General features: G+C 72.1%; 20 protein-coding genes. 13 read left to right on the top strand and 7 right to left on the bottom strand.

Annotated features, from left to right (window positions below):
* The first annotated feature begins 18 nt into the window (after positions 1–18).
* Positions 19–1371 carry a M1 family metallopeptidase gene (locus tag ACZ5SK_RS15775; protein WP_334583395.1) on the top strand — a complete coding sequence of 451 codons (1353 nt, stop codon included), beginning with the start codon at positions 19–21 and terminating at the stop codon, positions 1369–1371.
* A gap of 205 nt (positions 1372–1576) precedes the next feature.
* Positions 1577–1999, top strand: a complete 423-nt coding sequence (locus ACZ5SK_RS15770) for a YchJ family protein (protein ID WP_443041389.1) — start codon at positions 1577–1579, stop codon at positions 1997–1999.
* Positions 2000–2085: 86 nt separating this feature from the next.
* Here ACZ5SK_RS15770 and ACZ5SK_RS15765 read toward each other — a convergent pair whose 3' ends face one another.
* Positions 2086–2787 carry a FadR/GntR family transcriptional regulator gene (locus ACZ5SK_RS15765; RefSeq protein WP_334583397.1) on the bottom strand — a complete coding sequence of 234 codons (702 nt, stop codon included), beginning with the start codon at positions 2785–2787 and terminating at the stop codon, positions 2086–2088.
* A 141-nt stretch (positions 2788–2928) separates the two neighbouring features.
* Between ACZ5SK_RS15765 and ACZ5SK_RS15760 the strand changes: the two genes are divergently transcribed.
* The 5 genes from ACZ5SK_RS15760 to ACZ5SK_RS15740 all read left to right on the top strand — a co-directional run bounded on the left by ACZ5SK_RS15760 (position 2929) and on the right by ACZ5SK_RS15740 (position 7140).
* Positions 2929–3450, top strand: a complete 522-nt coding sequence (locus tag ACZ5SK_RS15760) for a gluconokinase (protein ID WP_334583398.1) — start codon at positions 2929–2931, stop codon at positions 3448–3450.
* 83 nt (positions 3451–3533) lie between these two features.
* Entirely contained in the window at positions 3534–4931 is a 1398-nt protein-coding gene (locus ACZ5SK_RS15755; RefSeq protein ID WP_334583399.1) for a GntP family permease, read from the top strand.
* A 10-nt stretch (positions 4932–4941) separates the two neighbouring features.
* The gene (locus ACZ5SK_RS15750; RefSeq protein ID WP_334583400.1) at positions 4942–5703 is read left to right on the top strand and encodes a glucose 1-dehydrogenase; all 762 of its coding nucleotides are present in this window, start codon (positions 4942–4944) and stop codon (positions 5701–5703) included.
* A 15-nt stretch (positions 5704–5718) separates the two neighbouring features.
* Complete coding sequence (locus tag ACZ5SK_RS15745) at positions 5719–6741, top strand: L-idonate 5-dehydrogenase (protein ID WP_334583401.1); 1023 nt, start codon at positions 5719–5721, stop codon at positions 6739–6741.
* An 81-nt stretch (positions 6742–6822) separates the two neighbouring features.
* Complete coding sequence (locus ACZ5SK_RS15740; RefSeq protein ID WP_468576139.1) at positions 6823–7140, top strand: imine reductase family protein; 318 nt, start codon at positions 6823–6825, stop codon at positions 7138–7140.
* Here ACZ5SK_RS15740 and ACZ5SK_RS15735 read toward each other — a convergent pair.
* The 3 genes from ACZ5SK_RS15735 to ACZ5SK_RS15725 all read right to left on the bottom strand — a co-directional run bounded on the left by ACZ5SK_RS15735 (position 7035) and on the right by ACZ5SK_RS15725 (position 9463).
* Positions 7035–7658 (bottom strand): cytochrome b/b6 domain-containing protein, encoded by a 624-nt coding sequence (locus tag ACZ5SK_RS15735; RefSeq protein ID WP_334583402.1) that lies wholly within the window; start codon positions 7656–7658, stop codon positions 7035–7037. The genes ACZ5SK_RS15740 and ACZ5SK_RS15735 overlap by 106 nt on opposite strands.
* A complete protein-coding gene (locus ACZ5SK_RS15730) occupies positions 7642–8457 on the bottom strand; it encodes a molybdopterin-dependent oxidoreductase (protein ID WP_361701754.1) in 816 nt (271 codons plus the stop codon). The genes ACZ5SK_RS15735 and ACZ5SK_RS15730 overlap by 17 nt, the downstream gene beginning before the upstream one ends.
* An 85-nt stretch (positions 8458–8542) precedes the next feature.
* Entirely contained in the window at positions 8543–9463 is a 921-nt protein-coding gene (locus ACZ5SK_RS15725; RefSeq protein ID WP_468576138.1) for a hypothetical protein, read from the bottom strand.
* A gap of 476 nt (positions 9464–9939) precedes the next feature.
* On the opposite strand from ACZ5SK_RS15725, the gene ACZ5SK_RS15720 reads away from it, so the two are divergent.
* The 4 genes from ACZ5SK_RS15720 to ACZ5SK_RS15705 are packed head-to-tail and all read left to right on the top strand — an operon-like array spanning position 9940 to position 12136.
* Complete coding sequence (locus ACZ5SK_RS15720) at positions 9940–10833, top strand: DMT family transporter (protein WP_334583405.1); 894 nt, start codon at positions 9940–9942, stop codon at positions 10831–10833.
* A gap of 41 nt (positions 10834–10874) precedes the next feature.
* Positions 10875–11390 carry an NUDIX hydrolase gene (locus ACZ5SK_RS15715; RefSeq protein ID WP_334583406.1) on the top strand — a complete coding sequence of 172 codons (516 nt, stop codon included), beginning with the start codon at positions 10875–10877 and terminating at the stop codon, positions 11388–11390.
* Positions 11391–11420: 30 nt separating this feature from the next.
* Positions 11421–11813: a YidH family protein gene (locus ACZ5SK_RS15710; RefSeq protein WP_319670274.1), complete on the top strand. Its 393-nt coding sequence runs from the start codon at positions 11421–11423 to the stop codon at positions 11811–11813.
* Positions 11810–12136, top strand: a complete 327-nt coding sequence (locus tag ACZ5SK_RS15705) for a DUF202 domain-containing protein (protein ID WP_334583407.1) — start codon at positions 11810–11812, stop codon at positions 12134–12136. The genes ACZ5SK_RS15710 and ACZ5SK_RS15705 overlap by 4 nt, the downstream gene beginning before the upstream one ends.
* A 27-nt stretch (positions 12137–12163) precedes the next feature.
* On the opposite strand, the gene ACZ5SK_RS15700 is transcribed toward ACZ5SK_RS15705, so the two are convergent.
* A complete protein-coding gene (locus tag ACZ5SK_RS15700; protein WP_468416789.1) occupies positions 12164–13135 on the bottom strand; it encodes an NADP-dependent oxidoreductase in 972 nt (323 codons plus the stop codon).
* Positions 13136–13268: 133 nt separating this feature from the next.
* Between ACZ5SK_RS15700 and ACZ5SK_RS15695 the strand changes: the two genes are divergently transcribed.
* Positions 13269–14300 carry a phosphotransferase family protein gene (locus tag ACZ5SK_RS15695; protein WP_468576136.1) on the top strand — a complete coding sequence of 344 codons (1032 nt, stop codon included), beginning with the start codon at positions 13269–13271 and terminating at the stop codon, positions 14298–14300.
* 5 nt (positions 14301–14305) lie between these two features.
* The gene (locus ACZ5SK_RS15690; protein WP_361701760.1) at positions 14306–15520 is read left to right on the top strand and encodes an acyl-CoA dehydrogenase family protein; all 1215 of its coding nucleotides are present in this window, start codon (positions 14306–14308) and stop codon (positions 15518–15520) included.
* 88 nt (positions 15521–15608) lie between these two features.
* Here ACZ5SK_RS15690 and ACZ5SK_RS15685 read toward each other — a convergent pair whose 3' ends face one another.
* Complete coding sequence (locus tag ACZ5SK_RS15685; RefSeq protein WP_319335339.1) at positions 15609–15923, bottom strand: hypothetical protein; 315 nt, start codon at positions 15921–15923, stop codon at positions 15609–15611.
* Complete coding sequence (locus tag ACZ5SK_RS15680) at positions 15920–22819, bottom strand: polymorphic toxin-type HINT domain-containing protein (protein ID WP_468576134.1); 6900 nt, start codon at positions 22817–22819, stop codon at positions 15920–15922. The genes ACZ5SK_RS15685 and ACZ5SK_RS15680 overlap by 4 nt, the downstream gene beginning before the upstream one ends.
* Between the last annotated feature and the right edge of the window lie 22 nt (positions 22820–22841).

Here is a 22841-nt window from a genome sequence, read left to right as displayed (position 1 = left end):
CAGGGAGCGGACGGGGAAGTGGCAGTTCAGCAGGCGGTAGGTCCGGACCCGTACTTTCCGGGCAACGGTGACTCCCGGTATCGGGTGCACCGCTACGAGCTCGCGCTGGACTACCGGCCCGGGCCGAACCGGCTGTCGGGCACGGCGCGGATCAACGCGATAGCCGGGCGGTCGCCGCTCGCCGAATTCCAGCTGAATCTGGCCGACTTCAAGATCGGCCGGGTCCGGGTGGACGGGCGGCAGCCGCACTACACGCATCGGGGCGGCAGACTGCGCGTGCGTCCCGCCAAGCCGATCCGCGCCGGGGCGGCCTTCACCGTGGAGGTGCACTGGTCGGGCAACCCGAAGCCGGTGAGCAGCCCCTGGGGCGGGATCGGCTGGGAGGAGCTGGGCGACGGGGCACTGGTGGCGAGCCAGCCCGTCGGGGCGCCGTCCTGGTACCCGTGCAACGACCGGCCGGCGGACAAGGCGTCGTATCTGATCTCCATCACGACGCCGTCGTCTTACTCGGTGGTGGCGGGCGGCCGGCTGCTGACGCGGACCACGAAGGCCTCGACGACCACCTGGGTGTACGAGCAGGCGGCGCCGACGTCGAGCTATCTCGTCGGGCTGTCGATCGGCAAGTACCAGACGGTGCTGCTGGGCGATCCGGGTCTCGGCGGCGTCCCGCAGCACGGGCACATTCCGGCGCACCTGCTGGCGGAGTTCTCGCGGGACTTCGCGCGCCAGCCCGGGATGATGCATCTCTTCCAACAGCTCTTCGGGCCCTACCCGTTCGACGAGTACGCGGTGGTGGTGACGGAGGAGGAGCTCGATGTCCCCGTCGAGGCACAGGGGTTGTCGCTGTTCGGCGCCAACCACGTGGACGGGGCGCGGGGTTCGGAGCGGCTGGTGGCGCACGAGCTGGCACACCAGTGGTTCGGCAACAGCGTGTCCATCGCCGACTGGCGGCACATCTGGCTGAACGAGGGGTTCGCGAAGTACGCGGAGTGGCTGTGGTCGGAGCGGTCGGGCGGGCGCAGCGCGCAGCAACTCGCCGCCGCCGCCCACCGGTTGCTGTCCTCGCTGCCGCAGGATCTGCGCCTGGCCGACCCCGGCCGCAAGTCGATGTTCGACGACCGGCTCTACGAGCGCGGCGGCCTCACCGTGCACGCGCTGCGCTGCGCGATGGGCGACGACGCGTTCTTCCGGATGCTGCGCGCCTGGCTCGGCCTGCACCGCGGCGGATCGGTGACGACCTCGACGTTCACCGCCCATGCGGCACGCTTCGCACCGGAGCCGCTGGACGACGTGTTCGACGCGTGGGTGTACGGGGCGCCGCTGCCGCCGCTGCCGGTCCCGTCGGCGCCGCGGGGCGCGGAGTCGGCCTAGAGCAGGCTGGGAAGACTGCCGGGTGGGCCATGGGCCATGCATGCCGATCAACCGCCTGTTCGGCGGTCGCGGCGCGTACTTCGACGATCCGGACGGCCACGGCCACAACATGGAGATCATCACCCGGCACTACGCCCGCCCCTGGCCGAGGTCCGGCAGGCCCCGCCGTCCCCCGCCCGGTCCGGGGGGTGCCTCGACCGGCACAATGGCGACCATGTCCCGACGCACCGCCCGGCCGCGACAGCGGGCCTCCGCCGCACCCACCGCCTGCCCCTGTGGCCTGGACGGGCCGTACGAGGCCTGCTGCCGCCGCTACCACTCGGGCGCCGAAGCCGCGCCGACCGCCGAGGCCCTCATGCGGTCGCGGTACAGCGCGTTCGTGAAGGGGGACGCGGGGTATCTGCTGCGGACCTGGCATCCCCGGACGCGGCCGGAGCGGCTCGAACTCGATCCGGGGATGCGGTGGACGGGGCTGGAGATCCTCGCCACGGCCGACGGGAGCGCGTTCCACACCACCGGGACGGTGGAGTTCCGGGCGTCCTACCGGGGCGGTGCGCTGCACGAGCGCAGCCGGTTCGAGCGGGTGGCCGGGGCATGGGTGTACGTGGACGGGGAGTTCCCCGAATAGCTCGAACAGGCCGGTCGGCCCGAACAGGCCGGTCGGCCCGAACAGCTCCGCCCGAACAGCCCGGACAGCGCCCCGTCACGGCGGTGTCACGGTGCCAGGATGTCCAGTTCCTGGAGGGCGCCGACCGTGATCTCGCGGGTGAGGTGCTCCGCGCGGGCCGCGTCGCCCTCGCGAACCGCCTCCGCGACCTGGACGTGAAGGGTGACGGCGGCCGGGTCGGGGTCCTCGAACATGACCTCGTGGTGGGTGCGGCCGGCCAGGACCTCCGCGACGACGTCGCCCAGGCGGGCGAACATCTCGTTGCCGGAGGCGGCCAGGATCACCCGGTGGAAGGCCATGTCGTGGACCAGGTAGCCCTCCAGCCTGTGGCCGCGTGAGTTCGCCACCATGCCGAGCGCGCATTCCGTCAGCTCGGCGCACTGCTCCGCCGTGGCGTGCTTCGCCGCCAGCCCCGCCGCGACCGGCTCGATCGCCGAGCGCAGGACGGTGAGCGAGCGCAGCTGGTGCGGGCGGTCGGCGCCGGCCAGGCGCCAGCGGATGACCTGCGGGTCGTAGACGTTCCACTCGGCCTTCGGCCGCACCGTCACGCCCACCCGGCGGCGGGACTCGACCAGGTGCATGGACTCCAGGACGCGGACCGCCTCGCGCATCACCGAGCGGGAGACGTCGAAGCGCTGGGCCAGCTCGTCGGTGCGCAGGACGCTGCCCGGCGGGTATTCGCCCGCGGTGATCGCGGGACCCAGGGCGTCGAGTACTTGGCCGTGCAGACCCCGGCCCGGAGTGGTCATGCACTCAGAGTACGGGGTAGATCACGGAGCCATAAAGTCAGACTTATTCGTCACAGCCTCTTGAATTCGTCGTACCTAATCGGCTTCAGTGTCGTCGGCGTCCAACGACGTCAGGTGTCGAGGAAGACAGCGAGGCAACAGATGCGTACCCCCCACGTCGTCGTGGTGATGGGCGTCGCCGGCACGGGCAAGACCACCATCGGTCCCCTGCTCGCCGCCCGGCTCGGCGTCCCGTATGCCGAGGGCGACGACTTCCACCCGCCGGCCAACATCGCCAAGATGTCGGCCGGCACCCCGCTCGACGACGACGACCGGTGGCCGTGGCTCGACGCCATCGGCGCCTGGGCGGACGGGCGGGCGGGGCTCGGTGGGGTGGTCAGCTGCTCGGCGCTGAAGCGGTCGTACCGCGACCGGCTCAGGGCCGCCGCCCCCGGGGTCGTCTTCGTGCACCTGGCGGGCGACCGCCCGCTGATCGAGGACCGCATGGCGCACCGTCAGGGTCACTTCATGCCGACCGCACTGCTGGATTCGCAGTTCGCCACGCTCCAGCCCCTCCAGGCGGACGAGGCCGGCGTCGCGGTCGACGTCCGCGGCACGCCCGAGGAGATCACCGACCGGGCCGCGAGGGCGCTCGCCGAGCTGCCCGACGCCCGGCCCCGGTAACCACCCCCCGCATCACCCCCGTACCACCCCGCACCACCCAGGCAACACCCCTCCCCCATCCCCGTACCTGCAAGGGAACCCCCGTGACCAGACTCAGCGTCGAGATGCTGGCAGCGGACACCGCCGAGCCCATCACCTCGGCCGGCCACGCGCAGCTGGGCATCGCCGTCCTGGCGGGCATAGCCGTGATCGTCCTGCTCATCACCAAGTTCAAGCTTCACGCCTTCCTGGCGCTGACCATCGGCTCGCTCGCGCTGGGCGCGTTCGCCGGGGCGCCGCTCGACAAGGCCATCGTCTCCTTCACCACCGGGCTCGGCTCCACGGTCGCCGGCGTGGGCGTGCTGATCGCGCTGGGCGCGATCCTCGGCAAGCTGCTCGCGGACTCCGGCGGCGCCGACCAGATCGTCGACACCATCCTCGCCAAGGCCGGCGGGCGCTCCATGCCGTGGGCGATGGTGCTGATCGCCTCGGTGATCGGTCTGCCGCTGTTCTTCGAGGTCGGCGTGGTGCTGCTGATCCCGGTCGTGCTGATGGTCGCCAAGCGCGGCAACTACTCGCTGATGCGGATCGGCATCCCGGCGCTGGCCGGTCTGTCGGTGATGCACGGCCTCGTCCCGCCGCACCCCGGCCCGCTGGTCGCGATCGACGCGGTCGGCGCCAACCTGGGCGTCACCCTGGCGCTCGGCGTGCTCGTCGCCGTCCCGACGGTCGTCATCGCCGGTCCGCTGTTCTCCCGGGTCGCCGCCCGCTGGGTGGACGTCCCCGCCCCCGAGCGCATGCTCCCGCAGCGCCCGTCGGAGGAGCTCCAGAAGCGGCCCGGTTTCGGCGCGACGCTCGCCACGATCCTTCTGCCGGTCGTGCTGATGCTGTCCAAGGCGCTGGTCGACATCGTCGTGGACGACAAAGAGGACACCGTGCAGCGCGTCTTCGACGTCGTCGGCTCGCCGCTGATCGCGCTGCTGGCCGCCGTCCTCGTCGGCATCTTCACGCTGGGCCGGCCCGCGGGCTTCAGCAAGGAGCGGATCTCGCAGCTCGTCGAGAAGGGCCTCGCGCCGATAGCGGGCATTCTGCTGATCGTCGGTGCGGGCGGCGGCTTCAAGCAGACGCTGATCGACTCGGGTGTGGGCCAGATGGTCCTGGACATCTCCAAGGACTGGTCGATCCCGGCCCTGCTGCTGGCCTGGCTGATCGCGGTGGCGATCCGGCTGGCGACCGGCTCGGCGACGGTGGCGACGATCTCCGCGGCCGGCCTGGTCGCTCCGCTCGCCGCCGACATGTCGACGACGCACGCGGCCCTGCTCGTCCTGGCCATCGGCGCCGGCTCGCTCTTCTTCAGCCATGTCAACGACGCCGGGTTCTGGCTGGTGAAGGAGTACTTCGGGCTCAGCGTCGGCCAGAACATCAAGACCTGGTCGGTCATGGAGACCATCATCTCCGTGGTCGCGGGCGGCCTGGTCCTGCTCCTCTCCCTCGTCGTCTAGGGGGGCGGGGATGAGTCACCCGCTGTTCGACATCAGCGGCCGGACCGCCCTGGTCACCGGCTCCAGCCGGGGCATCGGCCTCGCGCTGGCCCGGGGCCTGGCGGAGGCCGGCTGCACGGTGGTCCTCAACGGACGCGACGCCGAACGCCTGGAGCGGGCCGCCGCGGAGCTGCCCGGCGACCGGGTCCACGTGGCCGCCTTCGACGTCACCGACGGCCCGTCGGTGGCCGCCGGGATCGCGGACGTCGAGGACCGGGTCGGCCCGCTCGACATCCTGGTCAACAACGCGGGCATGCAACTGCGCGCCCCGCTCCTGGAGTTCACCGACTCCGACTGGCACCGGATCCTGAACACCAACCTCACCAGCGCGTTCCTGGTCGGCCGGGAAGCGGCCCGCCGGATGACGGAACGCGGCCACGGCAAGATCGTCAACATCTGCTCGCTCCAGAGCGAGGTGGCCCGCCCCGGCATCGCGCCCTACGCGGCGACCAAGGGCGCGCTGAAGATGCTCACCAAGGGCATGTGCGCCGACTGGGGGCCGCACGGCGTCCAGGTCAACGGTCTCGGCCCCGGCTACATCGAGACGGAGCTGACCCGGCCTCTCGTCCAGGACGAGGAGTTCAGCGCGTGGGTGCGGCGTCGCACCCCGGCCGGACGGTGGGGCCGCACCGAGGACCTGGTGGGCGGCGTGCTGTTCCTCGTCTCCCCCGCGGCGGACTTCGTCAGCGGGCAGGTGCTGTACGTGGACGGCGGTATGACGAGTGTGCTCTGAAGGGGCGTGAGACGGATGCTGGGTTGTGTGATCCACGGTCAGGGCGACCTGCGCGTCGAGGAGTTGGCGTCACCGGCACCCGGCCCGGGCGAGGTGCTCGTCGCCGTCCGCTACGGCGGGGTCTGCGGCTCCGACCTGCACTACTGGCGGCACGGCGGGGTCGGCGACTTCCGGCTGGAGGAGCCGATGGTGCTGGGGCACGAGGTGGTGGGCACGGTCCTCACCTCTGAGGGTCCGTCAGGTCCCCCTCCCGGTACGGCCGTCGCCGTGCACCCCGCCACTCCGTGCGGGGTGTGCCCGGAGTGTGCGGACGGGCGGCGCAACGTCTGCCGCGACACCCGCTATCTCGGCAGTGCGGCCCGGACGCCGCACGTCCAGGGCGGGTTCGCGGCGGAGATCGTCGTCCCCGCCGAACAGGTGCGGTCCCTGCCGCCGGGTCTGGATCCGCGGCGGGCCGCGCTCGCCGAGCCCCTGTCGGTGGCGCTGCACGCGGTGCGGCGGGCCGGGCCGGTGGCCGGCCGGCACGTCCTGGTCACCGGCGCCGGCCCCATCGGCTGTCTGGTGGTCGCGGCGGCGAAGGCGGCCGGCGCGGCCCGGGTGACCGTGACCGACCTGCTGCCCGCCGCCCTCGGGTATGCGCGGACCGCCGGCGCCGACACCGTCGTACGGGCCGACGATCCAGGGGATCCCGGGTGGCCGTCGGAGGCAGATGTGGCCGTCGAGGCGTCCGGGGTGGCCGCCGGGCTCGACACCTGTCTGCGGCTGGTGCGGCGCGGCGGGGTCGTGGTGCAGCTCGGCATGCTCCCGCCGGGACAGAGCCCGTTCGCGGGGAACCTGGTGGTCAGCCGGGAGATCGAGCTGCGCGGGGCGTTCCGCTTCGACACCGAGTTCGACGACGCCCTGGCCCTGCTGGCGGCGGAGCCCGCCTTCGACGGGCTGGTCAGCGCGGTCGTACCGGTACGGCAGGCGGAGTCGGCGTTCGCGCTGGCCGCCGACCGGGGCCGCTCCTGCAAGGTGCTGCTGGACTTCGGCGGCTGAGGGTCACCCCGCGTGCGGGGCCGACCCACGAGGGAGTCGAGGAGGTCACGGGCGGCGGTCAGGTCGTCGACCGTCGCCGTGATGATGAGCGGTCAGCCGGCCGAGACGATCCCGCGCCGGGCGGACCGGCTGGAGGCCGGCCGGTTCCCCGGCGGGCGCTCCGCCATCGCCTCGGCGACGACGACGCTCGCACACCTGATCGACTCGGCCGCCGGCCACGGCCTGGACGTGGGCGCCCTCACCGCGGCGAAACGGGCAGCCGACGGGGCGGTCGCCGCCGGCCACGGCTTTCCCTACGGGCGCCACAGGCGGTGTTCCCGTTCGGCCCAGGTGCGGCTCACCGAGCCTGTGCGCATGCCGCGGCGGGCCTCCGGGTCGCCCAGGGCCATGCCGATGTGACCGCCCAGGACGACGCCGATGGTCAGGGCCAGCCAGTCGTGGACGAAGGTCGCGCTGGTGCGCCACATGATCGGGGTGAGATGGGTGAACCACATGAGCAGGCCCGTGCCGAGCATCACGAGGGTCGCCCCGGCGATCCAGCCCGCGTAGATCTTCTGCCCGGCGTTGAACTTGGCCGCGGGACGCGACTCCCGCCGTTTGTCCCCGCGCAGGGCCGCGCTCAGCCAGCGGCGGTCGTGCGGGCCGAAACGGTTGAGGTGTCCGAGGTCGGCGCGGAAGGCGCGGGAGGCGAGGCCCGCCAGGACGGGCACGGGCAGGGCGAGGCCCGCCCACTCGTGGACGCGGACCACCAGCTCGCGGCGGCCCACGAGCTGGGCGAACTGGGGAATGTACAGGAACGCGGCCGTCACCACGCACACGCCCATCAGCAGGGCCGTGGTGCGGTGCACCCACCGCTCGGCGCGGGTGAAGCGGCGGACGGTCGGGGCGGCGGGCGGCGCCTCAGTTCGTAGGCTCATCGTCCCGTCCGTTCGACCGGCCGACCCAGGCGTCGACGTCGTAGCCGCGGTTCTCCCAGTAGCCGGGCTTCACCTTCTCGGTGACGGTGATGCCGGAGAGCCATTTGGCGGACTTGTAGAAGTACATGGGTGCGACGTAGAGGCGGACGGGGCCGCCGTGGTCGTGGCCGAGGTCCTTGTCCTGCATGCGCAGCGCGACGAGGACGTCGGCGCGGCGGGCCTGGGCCAGGGTGAGGCTCTCGGTGTAGGCGCCGTCGAAGCAGCTGAAGCGGATTGCGCCGGCGTCGGCCTGCACACCGGCCGCGTCGAGGAGGGTGGAGAGCCGGACGCCCTCGAAGGGGGTGCCGGGGACCCGCCAGCCGGTGACGCACTGGACGTCCTTGACCATCCGGGTCTGCGGCAGGGCCCTGAGGTCGGCCAGGGTGTAGGCGGTGGGGCGGTCGACCAGGCCGTCGACGGTGAGCCGGTAGTTCGTGGCGTTCTTGTGCGGGACGGAGGAGGTCACCGAGTAGTAGCGGAAGCCGCCGCCGTTGGGGAGCAGGCCGGTGAGGCCGGTGGGGTCCTTGTCGGCGGCGCTGCCGAGGAAGGCCTCCAGGCCGCGCTGGAGCGGGGGCGCGGCGAGGACCCCCACGGCGCCGAGGGCGAGGGTGCCGAGGAAGACGCGGCGGCCGACGGGGGCGCCTCGTTCGCGGGGCGTCTCGGGGGCTCCGGACGTCTCGGGGGCTCCGGACGGCTCGGGGGCTCCGGACGGCTCGGGCGGTACGGCGGGCTCGGCCGGTCCGGATGGTTCGGGGTTCACCTTTCCATTCGAGCACTCGGGGGCCCCGCGGGGCCAGGGATCCAGGGTGGCCGTCAGAATTCCGTCATCTCTTCTTACCGGGCTCTCAGATGTCCCGGACGGCGGCGGCGCGGGCCGCGTGGAAGGCCGCGTACGGGTCGCGGTGCGGGTAGGACCAGGGCTCGGGGGTGGCGTGCCGTCCGATGCGCCGGAAGAGGGCGGCGGCCTCGGCGCCACTGCCCTCGCAGACCTTGGCGTGGGCGAGGAAGTTCAGGTCGATCAGATGGCGGGGGTGGCCGTCGTGCTCCCGGCCGTCGTGCTCCCACTCCAGCCACCAGTCGAAGGCGGCCTTCATCACGTCCCGGGCCCGGCCGTCCCGCCAGTGCCCGGAGGCGGCGGGGTCGGCGGGCGCGAAGCCGTGCGCGGCCAGGACGCGGTAGCGCTCGGCGTGGGCGACGACCGGGAGGATGGCCAGCGGGGAGTCGGCGGGGGCCTGCTCGGCGGCCCAGGCGGCGAAGTCGTAGACCTCGTGCAGCGGGTCCGGGCCGCCGTCCGCGCGCCGCTCGGCGAGCCGGGCGACCATCAGATGGTGGGCGTGGTGGTGGTCGCGGTGCCGGGAGCGGACCTCCTCGAAGATCCGGACGGCCCGCGGCCCGGCGTCGCGCTCCAGCCGGAGCAGGCCGAGCCAGGGGGTGGGGTCGGCGGGCGCGAGCGCGGCGGCCTGTCGGCAGGCCGCCCGGGCAGCGGCTGCGTCCTCCTTGCCGCGCAGCGCCCGGGTGACCCGGGCCAGGGCGAGCAGGACGGCGGCGTCGGCGCATTCGGGTTCGTCGACCAGCCACTCATGGGCCCAGGCGGCCGCATACGGTTCGAGGGCGAGGACGACGACCCGATGGGCGCGGCGGTCCCAGTCGTCGCCGGTGCGGGCGAGCAGGGAGCGGGCGGGCTGTCTGCGACCCTGGGCCAAAGCGGCGCGGGCGGCGCCGAGTCGGGTGTCGTCGAGGGCCGGGTCGGAGGTCGGTAAGGGCACCGCGGAACTTCCTCGTGTTTCCTCGGCGGCGGCTCTGGCATCGGCCCACGAGCGGCCGATCACCCACAGCCAATCCGTAGCCAGCGCTTACCGTCAAGCGCGGAAAATCCCTGACAGGTGTCAACTGCCGGTGGGCTCAGGGAACTTGAGGATTCGCCGCCCCAGGTGGGACCCGCTCGCGGCCCGGAGGGGAACCCGCGGCGCCCGAGGGGCGACGGTCTCGGTGTGGCGTACGCCATGGCGTGGCACGGCCGAAGCGCACACCATGGTCGTACGGCCGCCGCGCACCCCCGGCCCTGTCCCCGGGTGCCCGCGGCCGAGTCAACCGCCCGGTTCCGGGTACTCCCGGAAGCAGGCTTCCGGATCCCCCGGAGCAGAGTTCTGCTCACTCCCAGGGGCACTGAGGGCGCCGGGACGCTACAGTCGGCCCCTACGCACCCCGTCCGTGGTCCGACCGGATGATCGAGGTACGCAGCGTGTCGGTTCTGGTTCTGGTACTCGCCGTGAGCGCCGCCTGCTGCCTGGGCTTCGGGTTCGTGCTCCAGCAGAACGCCGCGCAGAAGGCGCCGCTCGGCGACTTCCTCTCGCCGCGGCTGCTGCTCGACCTCATGAAGGTGCCGCGCTGGCTGGGCGGCATCGGCCTGATGGTGGCCGGCATGGTGCTGGGCGCGATCGCGCTCGGCCAGGGCGAGATCTCCCTGGTGGAACCGCTGCTCGCGACGAACCTGCTCTTCGCCCTCGCGCTCTCCCGCCACCAGACGAAGCAGTCGCTGGGCCGTCAGGGCTGGGCGGGCCTCGCCCTGCTCGCGGGCGGGGTGACCACGTTCATCGTGGCGGGCGAACCGCGCGGCGGCAACGCCGTCACGGATCCGCTGCGGCACTGGCTGATCATCGGCGTGATGATCGGAACGGCCCTGCTGCTGACCACGTACGCCAAGCGCTCCCGGCTGAGCGCGGGCCCGGTGCTGCTGTCCCTCGCGGCCGGCCTGCTGTACGGCGTCCAGGACGCCCTGACGCGGGTCAGCGGCCAGCGTTTCTCCGCCGACGGCCTCGCCGAGCTGCTGACGGGCTGGCAGCCGTACGCGGTGCTCGCCCTCGGCGTGACCGGGCTGGTGCTGGTGCAGAGCGCCTTCGAGACGGCGCCCCTGCGGATGTCGCTGCCCGCGCTGACCGCGGCCCAGCCGCTCGCCGGGATCGTCTGCGGGGTCGGTTTCCTCGGCGACCGGCTGCACACCGACACCGGCGCGCTGGCCTGGGAGGCGGCGGGCCTGGCGGCGATCGTCGCGGGCATCGTGCTCCTCGGACTGCACCCGGCGATGCCGCGCGGCACGGCGCCGCGCGAGCAGGTGCCCGACTTCCAGGCGCAGTAGCCCGACCCCCGTGGCCCTGGGGCGGCTGCTTGGATGGGTCCATGAGCGCTGCTGACGAGATCCTCGACATCGTCGACGAGCACGACCGCGTCGTCGGACAGGCCCCGCGCGGGCAGGCGTACGCCGAGGGGCTGCGCCACCGCTGTGTGTTCATCCAGGCCAGGGACGCCGAGGGCCGGATCTTCGTGCACCGCCGCACCCCGACGAAGCTGGTCTTCCCCTCCCTGTACGACATGTTCGTCGGCGGGGTCGTCGGCGCGGGCGAGAGCTACGACGACGCCGCCCTGCGGGAGGCCGAGGAGGAGCTGGGCGTGAGCGGCCTGCCCCGCCCGGAGTTCCTCTTCACGTTCCTCTACGAGGACGGCGCCGCCGGAAGCTGGTGGTCGGCCGTCTACCAGGTCCGCTGCGAACTGCCGGTGAACCCGCAGGCGGAGGAGGTGGCCTGGCACGACTTCCTGCCCGAGGAGGAGGTCGAACGGCGCCTGTCCGGGTGGGAGTGGGTGCCGGACGGGCTCGCGGCGTACCGGCGGCTGCGGGAGCATCGTGCGGCGCGCTGAGCCGGGAGGGCGACGGGTAGGGTCCTGCGGGTGATCGAGTTCGTACAGAACGTCCGGTTGTGGTTCGCGCCCGAGCAGATCCGGGAGGAGGGCAGCACGCCCGACTACCGGTTCTCGCTGGCGAACGAGCGCACGTTCCTGGCCTGGCTGCGCACCGCGCTCGCGCTGATCGGCGGGGGCTTCGCGGTGGACCAGTTCCTGCCGGACCTGCGCTGGGGCTGGCGGGTCGGGCTGGCGCTCGCGCTGCTGGCGGCGGGCGTGCTGTGCTCCCTGCGCGCGGTGAACCACTGGATGCGCTGCGAACGGGCGATGCGCCGCGGCGAGGACCTGCCCGCCTCCCGCTTCCCGGCGCTGCTGGGCGTGCTGGTCGCGGTGGTGGCCGTGGCGATGGTCGTGGTGGTGCTGGTGGGGTGGGAGGGGTGAGCGGCGAGGTCCTGCCTCCGGTGCGCGACCCCGGCCTGCAACCCGAGCGGACCCGGCTCGCCTGGCGGCGGACGACGCTGGCGAGCACCGTGGCAGCCGTGCTCGCGCTGAAGGCCGCGCTGCACGACGGTGCGTCGGTGCCCGGGATCCTCGCCGGCGCGCTGGCCTGCGGTCTGTGGCTGGCCTTCCTGCTGCTCGCCCACCGCAGGATCCACGCCCTGGCCGCGACGTCGAGCCCGGCGGCCCTCACCCCGCGGCACGCCACGGCGGCGGCGCTGTGCGCGGTGGCCATGGCGGTGTGCGCCGTGGCGCTGGTGCTCTGAACCCCGTCCCCTGCCCGCCGCCCGCCGCTAGGGCGCGGCCTCGGCGTCTTCTGCCTCGGCGTCTTCCGCGTCCCAGTCCACCGTGACCACGATCTTGCCCCGGGTGTGACCCTCCTGGCTCAGCCGGTGGGCGTCGGCCGCGCGCTCCAGCGGGAAGGTCTCGCTGACGTGCACGGACACCACGCCCTGTTCGGCCAGTTCCGCCAGCCGGGTGAGGTCCTCGGCGTCGGGCCGCCCCCAGTAGTACCGGCCGCCGTAGCCGAGAACCTCCCCGTCGACGATCGACACCAGGCGCCCTTCCGGGGCCAGCAGGTTGGCGGAGACCTTCAGGGTGTCGCCGCCGACCGTGTCGAAGGCCGCGTCCACGCCCTCGGGGGCAAGCCCGCGCACCCGTTCGGACAGTCCCTCGCCGTAGGTCACGGGCTCGCCGCCCAGCGAGCGCACGAAGGCGTGGTGGGCCTCGCTCGCCGTGCCGATCACCCGGGCGCCCAGATGCCGCGCGAGCTGCACGGCGATGGAGCCGACGCCGCCCGCGGCCGCGTGCACGAGCACGGTCTCGCCCCGCTTCACCTGCAGGGCCCGGGTCAGCACCTGGTAGGCGGTGAGCCCGGCCAGCGGCAGACCCGCGGCCTCCTCCCAGGTGAGGTTGCGCGGCTTGCGGGCGAGGGTGCGCACGGGGGCGGCGACGTACTCGGCGAAGGTGCCGCGGGACAGGAAGTCCTCACGGACGTAGCCGATGACCTCGTCACCGACCGCGTACTCCGTGACGGACACCCCGGGCTGGACGACGACCCCGCAGACGTCCCAGCCGGGCACCACCGGGAACACGGCGTCCAGGATCGGGTCCAGGCGCCCCTCGCGGCACTTCCAGTCGACGGGGTTCACGGCCGCCGCCCGGACCTTCACCAGCACCGAGTCGGGGCCGACCCTGGGGTCGGGGACGTCCCCGTACACGAGCGTGTCGGGGCCGCCGTAGCGGGCGTAGCTGATGGCCTTCATGGGTCCGACCCTCCGGGGTACCGGCGCGCCGCGCAAGCCGGATCACCCGATATGTTGGGTGCCACCACTGGACTCCATACCGACCGGTCGGCATGATGGGCTGGTCCCGTTCACCCGTCCGTAGGAGCGACGCATGAGCCCCGACCATCCACCCGGACTCGACCTCGACCGGCTGCGCGCCCTCCTGGAGCGCGAGCGTCCCGGTCTGGTCCACGGCCCTCTCACCGGCCGGCTGATCGAGGGCGGACGGTCGAACCTCACCTACGCGGTCTCCGACGGTGAGTCGAAGTGGGTCGTACGGCGGCCTCCGCTCGGGCACGTCCTGGCCACCGCGCACGACATGAAGCGCGAGCACCGGGTGATCAGCGCCCTGCATCCGACGAGCGTGCCGGTGCCGCGTCCGGTGCTGCTGTGCGAGGACCCCGAGAACGAGGCGGCGCCCGGGGCTCCCTTCTACGTCATGGAGTTCGTCGACGGCACCCCGTACCGCACGGCCGACGAGCTCGTCCCGCTCGGCGAGCAGCGCACCCGGGACGCGGTGCTGTCGCTGGTGGACACGCTGGTCGAACTGCACGCGGTGGACCCCGCCGCGGTGGGCCTGGCCGACTTCGGCCGGCCCGAGGGCTTCCTGGACCGGCAGCTGCGCCGCTGGGGCAAGCAGCTGGACGCCTCCCGCAGCCGCGACCTGGCCGGGATCGACGAGCTGCACGCGGCGCTCGGCCGCGCGCTGCCCTCCTCCCCCGCCCCGGCGGTCGTGCACGGCGACTACCGGCTCGACAACGTCCTGATCGGTTCCGACGACCGCATCAACGCCATCCTCGACTGGGAGATGTCGACGCTCGGCGACCCGCTGACCGACCTGGGCCTGCTGGTGATGTACAGCGTCCCGCTGGAGCTGCCGGACTCCCCGATCTCCACGACCGCCTCCGCCCCCGGGCACCCGTCGCCGGCCGAGCTGGTCGAGCGGTACGCGGCGCGCTCCGGACGGGACGTCTCGGCGGTCTCCTGGTACACGGCGTTCGCCTGGTTCAAGCTCGCCGTGATCCTGGAGGGCATCCACTACCGCTACACCCTCGGCCAGACCGTCGGGCGCGGCTTCGACCGCATCGGGGAGCTCGTCCCCGTCTTCATCGAGCACGGCACGACCACTCTCCAGGAAGGCTGACCGGCATGGACTTCGCGTTCGACGCCCGCACCGAGGAACTCCGCGCCAGGCTGCTCGCCTTCATGGACGAGTACGTCTACCCGGCCGAGGCCGTCGCCGAGGAGCAGCGCGCGCTGCTGGCCTCGCCGTGGGACACGCCGGCCGTGGTGGAGGAGCTGAAGGCCGAGGCGCGCAGGCAGGGGCTGTGGAACCTGTTCCTGCCCGACGCCGAGCACGGTGCGGGTCTGACGAACCTCCAGTACGCGCCGCTGGCCGAGATCACCGGCCGCTCCCCGCAGCTGGCGCCGACGGCCCTGAACTGCGCCGCGCCGGACACCGGCAACATGGAGGTGCTCGCGCAGTTCGGCGACGAGCAGCACAAGAAGCAGTGGCTGGAGCCGCTGCTCGCCGGGGAGATCCGCTCGGCGTTCGCGATGACCGAGCCGGAGGTCGCCTCCTCCGACGCCACCAACATCACCACGCTCATCGAGCGGGACGGCGACGAGTACATCGTCACCGGCCGCAAGTGGTACATCTCCGGGGCGATGAACCCGGACTGCAAAATCTTCATCGTGATGGGCAAGACGGACCCCGAGGGCGCCGACATCCGCCGTCAGCAGTCCATGGTGCTGGTGCCGCGCGACACGCCCGGCGTCACCGTGAAGCGGGCCATGAAGGTGTTCGGCTACGAGGACCACTACCACGGCGGCCACGCCGAGGTGGTCTTCGACCACGCGCGCGTGCCGGTGACGAACCTGATCGGCGAGGAGGGCGGCGGCTTCGCCATCGCTCAGGCCCGGCTCGGCCCCGGCCGCATCCACCACTGCATGCGGCTGATCGGCATGGCGGAGCGGGCGATCGAGCTGATGTGCCGCCGGGCCGTCTCCCGGGACGCCTTCGGCAAGGCGCTGGCCCAGCAGGGCGTGGTCCACAACTGGATCGCGGACGCCCGCGTGACGGTCGAGCAGCTGCGGCTGCTGGTGCTGAAGACCGCCTGGATGATGGACACCGTCGGCAACCGGGGCGCCCACACGGAGATCCAGGCCATCAAGATCGCGACGCCCCGCGCGGTCGTCGACATCATCGACCGGGCGATCCAGCTGCACGGCGCGGGCGGTGTCAGCCAGGACTTCCCGCTGGCCGAGCTGTACGCCGGGGCCCGCACACTGATGATCGCCGACGGCCCGGACGAGGTGCACCAGCGGTCGCTGGCGCGACGGGAGCTGAAGAAGTACCTGTGAGCACAGGTACCTGCGAGAGCCAGGTACCCGTGAACGGGAGGAGCCCCGCCGGAACCCAAGAGGTTCCGGCGGGGCTCCTCCCGCTTTCTCAGACCGCGAGCAGGGCGCTCTCGATCGCGTGCCGAAGGTGCGGCCGCGCGTCGCCCGCGTCGGCCTTCTCCAGCAGCACCGACAGGAAGTCCGCGTCGGGGTATCCCTGCGCCCCGTCGTCCTTCATCGCCCGCACCTGCGACCACAGGGCGATCATCATCTCGTTGCAGGCCTGGGCCTGCCGCATCCCCTCCGGCCGGTCCCCGACGAACGCCTCACGTGCCGAGATCCCGAGCCGGTGGCCCATGACCAGCAGGAACGTCTCCTTGGACGCCGAGTTCAGGACCTCGAGAACCCTCTCTCGGACGGTCATTGGTCCATGTCCCAGAAGTCCTCGTCCGACATGGGCCGAGAGCTGCCGTAGGTTTCGCGCGGCAGTGAGTCGACGTCGTATCCACGCGAACGCAGCACCGCGATTCTGGTGTTTCCGTTCATGATCGTTCCGTCCGGCTTCGCGATCAGCGGCTCGTGCGCTCCCGGCCTGAGCGAGTGGACGATGTCCTTGGTGTCCTGCTTGTGCCAGAAGTCCAGCGAGCTCCGGTCGAGGGAGCTGTCCGGGTGCAGCGACTTCAGCGGCGGATCGCACGGCGTGGCGTTGTGCACGAGCACCGGCGTCTTCCCGGCCAGCACATAGTACGTGTGCAGGTCGGCGACGGTGACGTTGTGCACCGTGGCCTGCTCGGTCCACCGCCGGACCGCGGTGATGCGTACCTCGGTCCCTCGGGAGGTGCGGAGCAGTTCACCCGCGGTGAGGTCGGTGGCCTTGATCCACTTGCCGAGCGCCGGCACCCAGAACGGGTGGCCGTCGGTCGCGGTGACCGAGGCCGTCACCCTCTTGCCGTCGACCTCGAGGGCCAGGGTGATCCCGACCAGGTGCTTCAGGCCCTTGCCGGTGATCTCGGCGGTGACCGTCCTGACCGTGGTGCGACCGGTCCTCGGGTCGGTGGCCAGGACCTTGTCACCGGTCCTGACGTCCTCGATGGGCTTGGCCGTGCCGTCCGCCATGAGGACTTCGGTGCCGGGGAGGAAGCTGTTGCACGGCCGTGGGCGTTCCGCGCCCGCCGCTCCGCCCAGGTACGCCAGCAGGACGTCGCCGATGATGCCCTCGATGACCTTGCCGCGGGCCACCTCCTTGGCCTCGTCGTCGCACTGGTCGGCGTGGTAGGCGCAGTAGGTGGCGGCGATCTCCTTGGCCACCGCCGGATCGGCGTCGTCCCCCTTGTCGAGGATGTACTTGTACGCCTGCCGGCAGCCTTCACGTCCGTAGCACGCGCTGCCCTTCTCGGCGCCCTCGTAGACCGGGTTGTCCCAGAAGTCGTCCGAGAACTCCCCGATCATGCTGCGGGAGAAGTAGTCGGACAGCTTCGCCATGTCGTTCGTGACCGGCGTGTTCGACGCCACCCACGCCCGCTTGCGGGCCTGCTGCCGCTTGTAGATGTTGCCGCGGTGGTAGTCGGACGTGCCCGTCTTCGGGTCGTAGCCGACCTCCTGCTGCTGGTGCCTGCTGCAGTACTTGACGTCGTACTGGCAGGAGTTGGGCCGGGAGCCGATCTCCGTGCCCGCCGGGTCGGAGTGGGTCAGCGGGTTGTTGTTCGCGTAGGTGTAGCCGTGCATCTGCTGCGGGTCGGTCGCCGTGAAGAGCGGGTCGACCGACAGGAACCGTCCCGTCGCCGGGTCGTACTCGCGGGCGCCCAGGTGGGTCAGGCCCGTCGCGGCGTCGACGGTGCCGCCGACGAAGCCCCTGGTGCCGGGCCAGGTGGCGGGCTCGGCGCCGCGGAGGCCGCCGAAGGGCTTGGTGCGGCGCTGGGCGAGGGCCTGGCTGGTGGCGTCGACGGACAGCTGGCCGGTGCCGTGGTGGTCGGCCAGGGTGAAGGAGATCCTGCCGTCGTCGCTCTGCACCGCCTGGTGGCCGCCGCCGAGGTCGAAGTAGCGGGTGGCCTTGGCGGTCGTGGCGCCCTTGGCCAGGGTGACCTCGGTGGTGCCGAGGTAGAGCGTCGTCCCGGTCGGGGTGCGGCCGATCAGCCGGTTGCCGTCGGCGTCGTAGAGGTACTCGGTGACCTTGTCGCTGCCGCCCTCCACCGGCTCGGTGACCTTCGCCAGGTGACCCTCGGCGTCCCAGAGAAGCGTCTGGGAGGTGCCGTCGCCGAGCTGCCGGGTCTGGGTGTCGCCGATGGCGTCATAGGTGTAGCTGTCGGTGGACTTGACCGTGCCGGTGGTGGTGTCGACCGAGCTCAGCCTGTGCGAGCCCGGCTTCGGGTAGGTGTAGACGCGCTTGGTGTCCGACGCGCCCGTGGTGGTGCCGTGTCCGGTCTCGGTGAGCCGGTTGCCGACCACGTCGTAGGTGTAGGAGTCCCAGTAGGGGGCCGGGCCGCCCAGCACACCGGTGGCGGGGGCGCTCGCGCAGGCCGTGGTGGGCTGCGTCCACGCCTCGGTCGTGCGGCCCAGGTAGTCGTAGGCGAAGCACTGGTTGTCGGTGCCGGAGCGGGAGGTGTCCGAGACGGACAGGACGTTGCCCGCCTCGTCGTACGTGTAGGTGTTGTACTGGTCGACGCCCGCGACGTCCTGACGGTCCACACGTGAGGTCGCCAGCCGCTGGGTGCCCCACTCGTAGGTGTTGGTCTCGTACGTGGTCTTGCCGCCGTTCGCGGCCAGCGAGTACTGCAGCGGCTTGCCCGTGAAGCTGTAGGACGTCGAGCCGGTCAGGTTCAGCGGGCCGCTGACGCCGACGGGCCGCAGCGTGCCGTCCTCGTAGGTGTAGGCCACGGTGTTCGCCGCCAGCGCGCCCGCCTTGGGGTAGCCGACGCCGTCCACTGTGCCGGAGGCGTTGTACGTGGTCGCCGACAGGTAGGTGCCGGCCAGCGCGCCCTCGGTGGAGGGGATGGTCACCTGGGTGCGCAGCGGCCGGTAGAGCCGGTCGTAGGCGAGGACCTTGGTGCTGTACGCCTGGCCGCCGCTGTAGCGGATGGACTCCGCGAGGTGGCCCTTGGCGCCGCTGATCGTGTCGTAGACCCACTTGGCCCGCAGGGTGCCGGTGGCGCTGTTCTCGCGCAGTTCGGTCGGGCGGCCCTGGCCGTCGTAGACATGGGCGAGGACGCTGCCGCGGGCGTCCTTGGTGGTGGTCGCGAGCCCGCGGTCGTCGTAGTCGGTGTGGCCGGCGCCCTTGTCGGGGTCGGTGGTGTCGGTGAGCCGGCCGAGCAGGTCGTACGTCCACGTCCAGGCGTTGCCGGCCGGGTCGGTGACCTTCGTCAGCTCACCGCGCGGCGAGTAGCCGTACGACGTGGTGTCGTAGGCGGCGTCGGCGGCGCGCGCGTGGAGTTCGCGGACCTCGGTGTTCTGGCCGCGTGAGTCGGTCAGCGTGGTGGTGGCGGTGCCGCCGGCCGGCGGGATGACCGTGGTGCGGTCGCCGCCGTAGATCGTCTTCGTGACGCCGAGGACCGTGCCGCCGTCGCCGTTGCCTGCGACCTTCTTCAGCTCGGTCTCGCGGCCGAGACCGTCGTGGGCGTGCCAGCTCTGCGTCTCCACGGTCAGCGCGTCGTCGACCTTGAACAGGGTCGTGGAGGGGGCGGTGGTGTCGGTGTAGTAGGGAGCGAACTCCTTGGCGGTCAGGCCGCGTTCGTCGTAGAAGGTGTCCGTCAGGAGGGTGCCGCCGTTCGGCCCCGGTGCCTGGGTCTGCCGGGGGCGCAGGAAGCCGTCGTAGAGGACGTACGAGGTGTTCTGGGCGCCGTTGTTGCCGATGGTCCTCGTGCCGATCGCGACCGGCTTGCCGTCGGCGATGGTGTACGTGAACTCGTAGCTCGGGGTCTGGCCGGTGGTGCGGTCCGGGAGCCACACCTTGGTGTTGCGGCCCAGCGGGTCGTACGCGTACGTGGTGACCTTGCCGTTGGTGTCGGTCTCGGTCAGCGGCTGTCCGCGCAGTGCCTCGAAGGTCTGCGAGGTGGTCGTGGCGGTGCTGGCGTCGCCCGGGGTGACGGGCGGCATGGTGACCGTGGTGCCGGTGGCGAAGCCCGAGGTGGGAGTGAACGCCGTGGTGGTGGTACGGCCGTCGGTGCGGGCGGTCCGGGTGAGCGTGCCGCCGGAGGTGACCGTGACGTCGGCGGTCAGGTCGGTGGAGGTGAGCATGCGGCCGTAGGAGTCGAACGTGGAGCTCGACTCCAGGTAGACGGCCGTGCTGCCGTCGTACTTCTTGAGCTTGGCGACGCGGGTGGCGTCGCCCTTCGTGGCCGCCGCGCCGTAGGCGCCGCCGTCGTAGGCGGTGCGGGTGTCGGTGAGGACGTCGGCCGGGCGGCTGGTGGCGGCGCCGCACGCCTTGGCCACCGTCTCGACGCGCACCGGGGTGTTGAGGACGGCGCTGCCCGCGACGTAGGTGGTGCGGGTGCACTGGTCGTCGGCGGCGGTGCTCGTGTCACCGGCGTCGTCGGTCTGGGTGACCTGGCCGGTCGCCGGGTCGAAGGTGTCGGTGGTGGAGGTGGTCCGCCAGGCGGCGCCCGCCCCGTCGTCCAGGGAGGTCCAGGTCCTGGCGTTCTCGGTGCCGCTGAAGTCGGCGGTGACGGTGCCCCAGTCGCGGACCTTCTTCGCGGTCTCCTTGTGCCAGGGGCGGCTCACCGTCTTGGAGAGCACCTTGCCGCCGGGACCGGAGTAGTTGACGGTCTTGTACGCGAAGCCGGCAGCCGAGGAGTGGTCGGTGATCGGGTCGCCCTCACCGGAGCCCAGGGTGACGCTGACGTCCTTGGTGCCGCCGCTGGTGGTCTTGCGGTCACCGTCCATGCCGCGCAGGAAGTAGGAGTCGGTCTGCGACTTCATCGCCGACGCGCCGCCCTGGCCGCCGGTGCGCACCCGGACGTGGCCGTAGCCGCGCCAGTCGGACCAGGTCTTGAACTTGTCCTTGGTCATGCCGTCGGCGTCGTCGTAGTGCCAGGCCGCACCGTCCAGGTAGTCGTACATGGTGACCTGGTCGGGGGCGCCGCCGGTGCGGTCCGTCGAAGTGACCGTGTCCACCACGTACTTGTTGAACCACTGCCGCTCGGGGTCGGTGGTGGAGCTGCCGCCGATGTACTGCGGGAAGCAGCGGGTGGTGTTGGTCTCCGGGGTGGGCAGCGCGTTCGCGTCGCACACCGGGGCCGAGTAGCCGACGTCGATCTGGCCGCCCGACTCGTCGGCGACGGAGGACAGCCGGGCCTTGATGAAGGGGGCCCAGCCGTCGCCGGTCTTGTCGAGCCGGTTGGCGAGCTGGGTGTAGGCGAAGGTGACCTTCGGCAGGGTGATCGAGGCCGTGCCGTCGTAGCCGGTGCGCTGCACCGAGTCCAGCAGCAGCTGGTAGTCGATGTCGGCCTGGCCCCAGCGGTGGGCGAGCTGGTAGCCGTCCACCTTGCTGTAGGCGCCGGAGACCAGGACCTCGGTCGTGACGTCGGTCAGGCGCTTGCGGGTGAAGAACGCCGGGGAGGAACGGCCCTTGTCACAGTCGGTGCCCGCGTCGCAGTTCAGGTCCCACGGGGTGTCGTACCAGTAGAACGCGTCCTTGCTGATCGAGGAGCAGTCGGTGCTGCTGTCGGGGAGGCAACGCTCGGAGCTGGTGAAGTCGACCTTGGCGAGCGGCTTCGCCGAGTAGACGGCCGTGGACTTCAGGCCGTACTCGATGCGGTCCAGGGTGCCGCCGCGCACGTACGGGGTGTCGTCGGCCGCCTTGAGGTTGCGGCCGTAGGAGTTGCTCTCCTTGTCGTAGTAGTAGGCGACGGCGTTGCCGTGCGTGTCCACGACGTAGTCCAGGTTCCAGCGCCAGCCCTGCTGGCACCAGGAGTCCGCGAAGGCGGCGGCGTGGCAGGGCTCGCCGGAGTCGTCGCCGTAGACGGGTACGGTCCAGGCGGAGTCGGTGGTCTCGCTGCCGCTCGCCCAGCCGGGCAGCCGGTTGTAGCCGAAGTAGTACTGCGTGCCGTCGGGCGTCGTCACCCGCCAGTACTCGTCGTTGCGGGCGCCGTTGGAGCGCACGTCGGACGACGAGCCGTAGACCCGGTCGACCTTGGTGCCGTCGTCGTCCTTCAGCTTCCAGGAGTTGGTGCCGTTGGGGACCAACTCGCCGCCGGAGCCGTTGAGTTGCAGCACGGCGTTGTCGTAGCCCCAGCACAGGTCGCCGGGCTCGTTGCCGTCGGCGTTCTTGACGTCGTCGTCGGAGCAGCTCTTGTAGCGGCGCTCGATGTACCCGGGCGACAGGTCGAAGCCGTCGCCGACCCAGGAGGACTGGTTGTTGGTGTTGCCGGTGCGGCCGTCGACCCCGCCGGAGGAGTACGACAGCGAGAGCTTCGGGGCGAGCCCGCCGGGGACCTGGGGCACCGCCATCGGGTACGACCAGGCGAAGGAGCCGCTGTTGAGGTCGGTGCTCCAGTTCGCGGACGCGGACAGGGAGGTGGCCTTGAAGTCGCCCAGACCGCTGCCGGAGCCGGCGACCGCCGCGAGGACGGTGGTCGAGGAGGCGCTGAGGGTGACCGCCTTCGCGGTCAGGGTCTTCGTCTCGGGGTCGTTGACCGTGTCGACCGGCTTGGCGGTGCGGCAGCGCGCCTGCTGCGGGGTGCTCAGCACACAGGCGGGCAGTTCGACGAGCCGCAGCCGGTCGGCGTAACCGCCGCCGTACGCCCCGGCGAAGGAGGAGTAGTCCAGGCCCGCCCGGACCTGACCGGCGCCCTGCGCGCTGCCGGCGTGCAGGGTGAAGACGGGGCCGTCGACGCCGGCCTTCTTCGCGAACGCGCGGTCCAGGACGCGGGCGGCGACCGTGCCGGTGGCCGCCTTCTTGGTGGCCTTGCCGCTCTTGGTGTTCTTGCCGGCCTTACCGGCCTTGGTGGCGTTGGTGTCCGTGACCTGCGCGTCGAGCGTCAGCGCCAGGCCCTTGACCCGGGGCGCGGGCTTCGTCGGCGCGGTGGCCGGCGTCTTCGACAGGTCGACCGTCGCCGCGCCGGGCTTGGGCCAGGCGGTGGCCGGGGCTTCCTGCGGGGTGCGGGGGGTCTTCATGACCTTGCGGGGCACGGCCTTGCCCGCCGGGCCGCCGGCCAGCGACTTCTCGGCGGCGGGCAGTGCCGGCTTGTGCCAGCCGTCGGCGAGGGCCGGGGCGGCGACGCCCTGGAGCAGGGTCGCGGTCATCACCGTGGCGGTGGCCAGGGCGAGCTTGCGTCGTGGGGTGCGCAGTCGAAGCAGGCGCAGAAATCGGGGTCGTTCAGGTCTCATGTCATCCCTCGTGGTCCACGGC

It is taken from the genome of Streptomyces sp. NPDC031474, assembly GCF_055581185.1.
The sequence above is the reverse complement of the archived record's forward strand: the minus strand, read 5'-3'. Positions and strand labels throughout refer to the sequence as shown.

What these genes read in the sequence shown, in the direction of transcription:
- ACZ5SK_RS15735 (WP_334583402.1), bottom strand. Translation starts at nt 7,658, where the DNA reads ATGAGCCTACGAACTGAGGCGCCGCCCGCCGCCCCGACCGTCCGCCGC.
- ACZ5SK_RS15680 (WP_468576134.1), bottom strand. Translation starts at nt 22,819, where the DNA reads ATGAGACCTGAACGACCCCGATTTCTGCGCCTGCTTCGACTGCGCACC.
- ACZ5SK_RS15760 (WP_334583398.1), top strand. Translation starts at nt 2,929, where the DNA reads ATGCGTACCCCCCACGTCGTCGTGGTGATGGGCGTCGCCGGCACGGGC.
- ACZ5SK_RS15765 (WP_334583397.1), bottom strand. Translation starts at nt 2,787, where the DNA reads ATGACCACTCCGGGCCGGGGTCTGCACGGCCAAGTACTCGACGCCCTG.
- ACZ5SK_RS15700 (WP_468416789.1), bottom strand. Translation starts at nt 13,135, where the DNA reads ATGAAGGCCATCAGCTACGCCCGCTACGGCGGCCCCGACACGCTCGTG.
- ACZ5SK_RS15745 (WP_334583401.1), top strand. Translation starts at nt 5,719, where the DNA reads ATGCTGGGTTGTGTGATCCACGGTCAGGGCGACCTGCGCGTCGAGGAG.
- ACZ5SK_RS15685 (WP_319335339.1), bottom strand. Translation starts at nt 15,923, where the DNA reads ATGACCGTCCGAGAGAGGGTTCTCGAGGTCCTGAACTCGGCGTCCAAG.
- ACZ5SK_RS15740 (WP_468576139.1), top strand. Translation starts at nt 6,823, where the DNA reads ATGATGAGCGGTCAGCCGGCCGAGACGATCCCGCGCCGGGCGGACCGG.
- ACZ5SK_RS15715 (WP_334583406.1), top strand. Translation starts at nt 10,875, where the DNA reads ATGAGCGCTGCTGACGAGATCCTCGACATCGTCGACGAGCACGACCGC.
- ACZ5SK_RS15690 (WP_361701760.1), top strand. Translation starts at nt 14,306, where the DNA reads ATGGACTTCGCGTTCGACGCCCGCACCGAGGAACTCCGCGCCAGGCTG.
- ACZ5SK_RS15770 (WP_443041389.1), top strand. Translation starts at nt 1,577, where the DNA reads ATGGCGACCATGTCCCGACGCACCGCCCGGCCGCGACAGCGGGCCTCC.
- ACZ5SK_RS15695 (WP_468576136.1), top strand. Translation starts at nt 13,269, where the DNA reads ATGAGCCCCGACCATCCACCCGGACTCGACCTCGACCGGCTGCGCGCC.
- ACZ5SK_RS15750 (WP_334583400.1), top strand. Translation starts at nt 4,942, where the DNA reads ATGAGTCACCCGCTGTTCGACATCAGCGGCCGGACCGCCCTGGTCACC.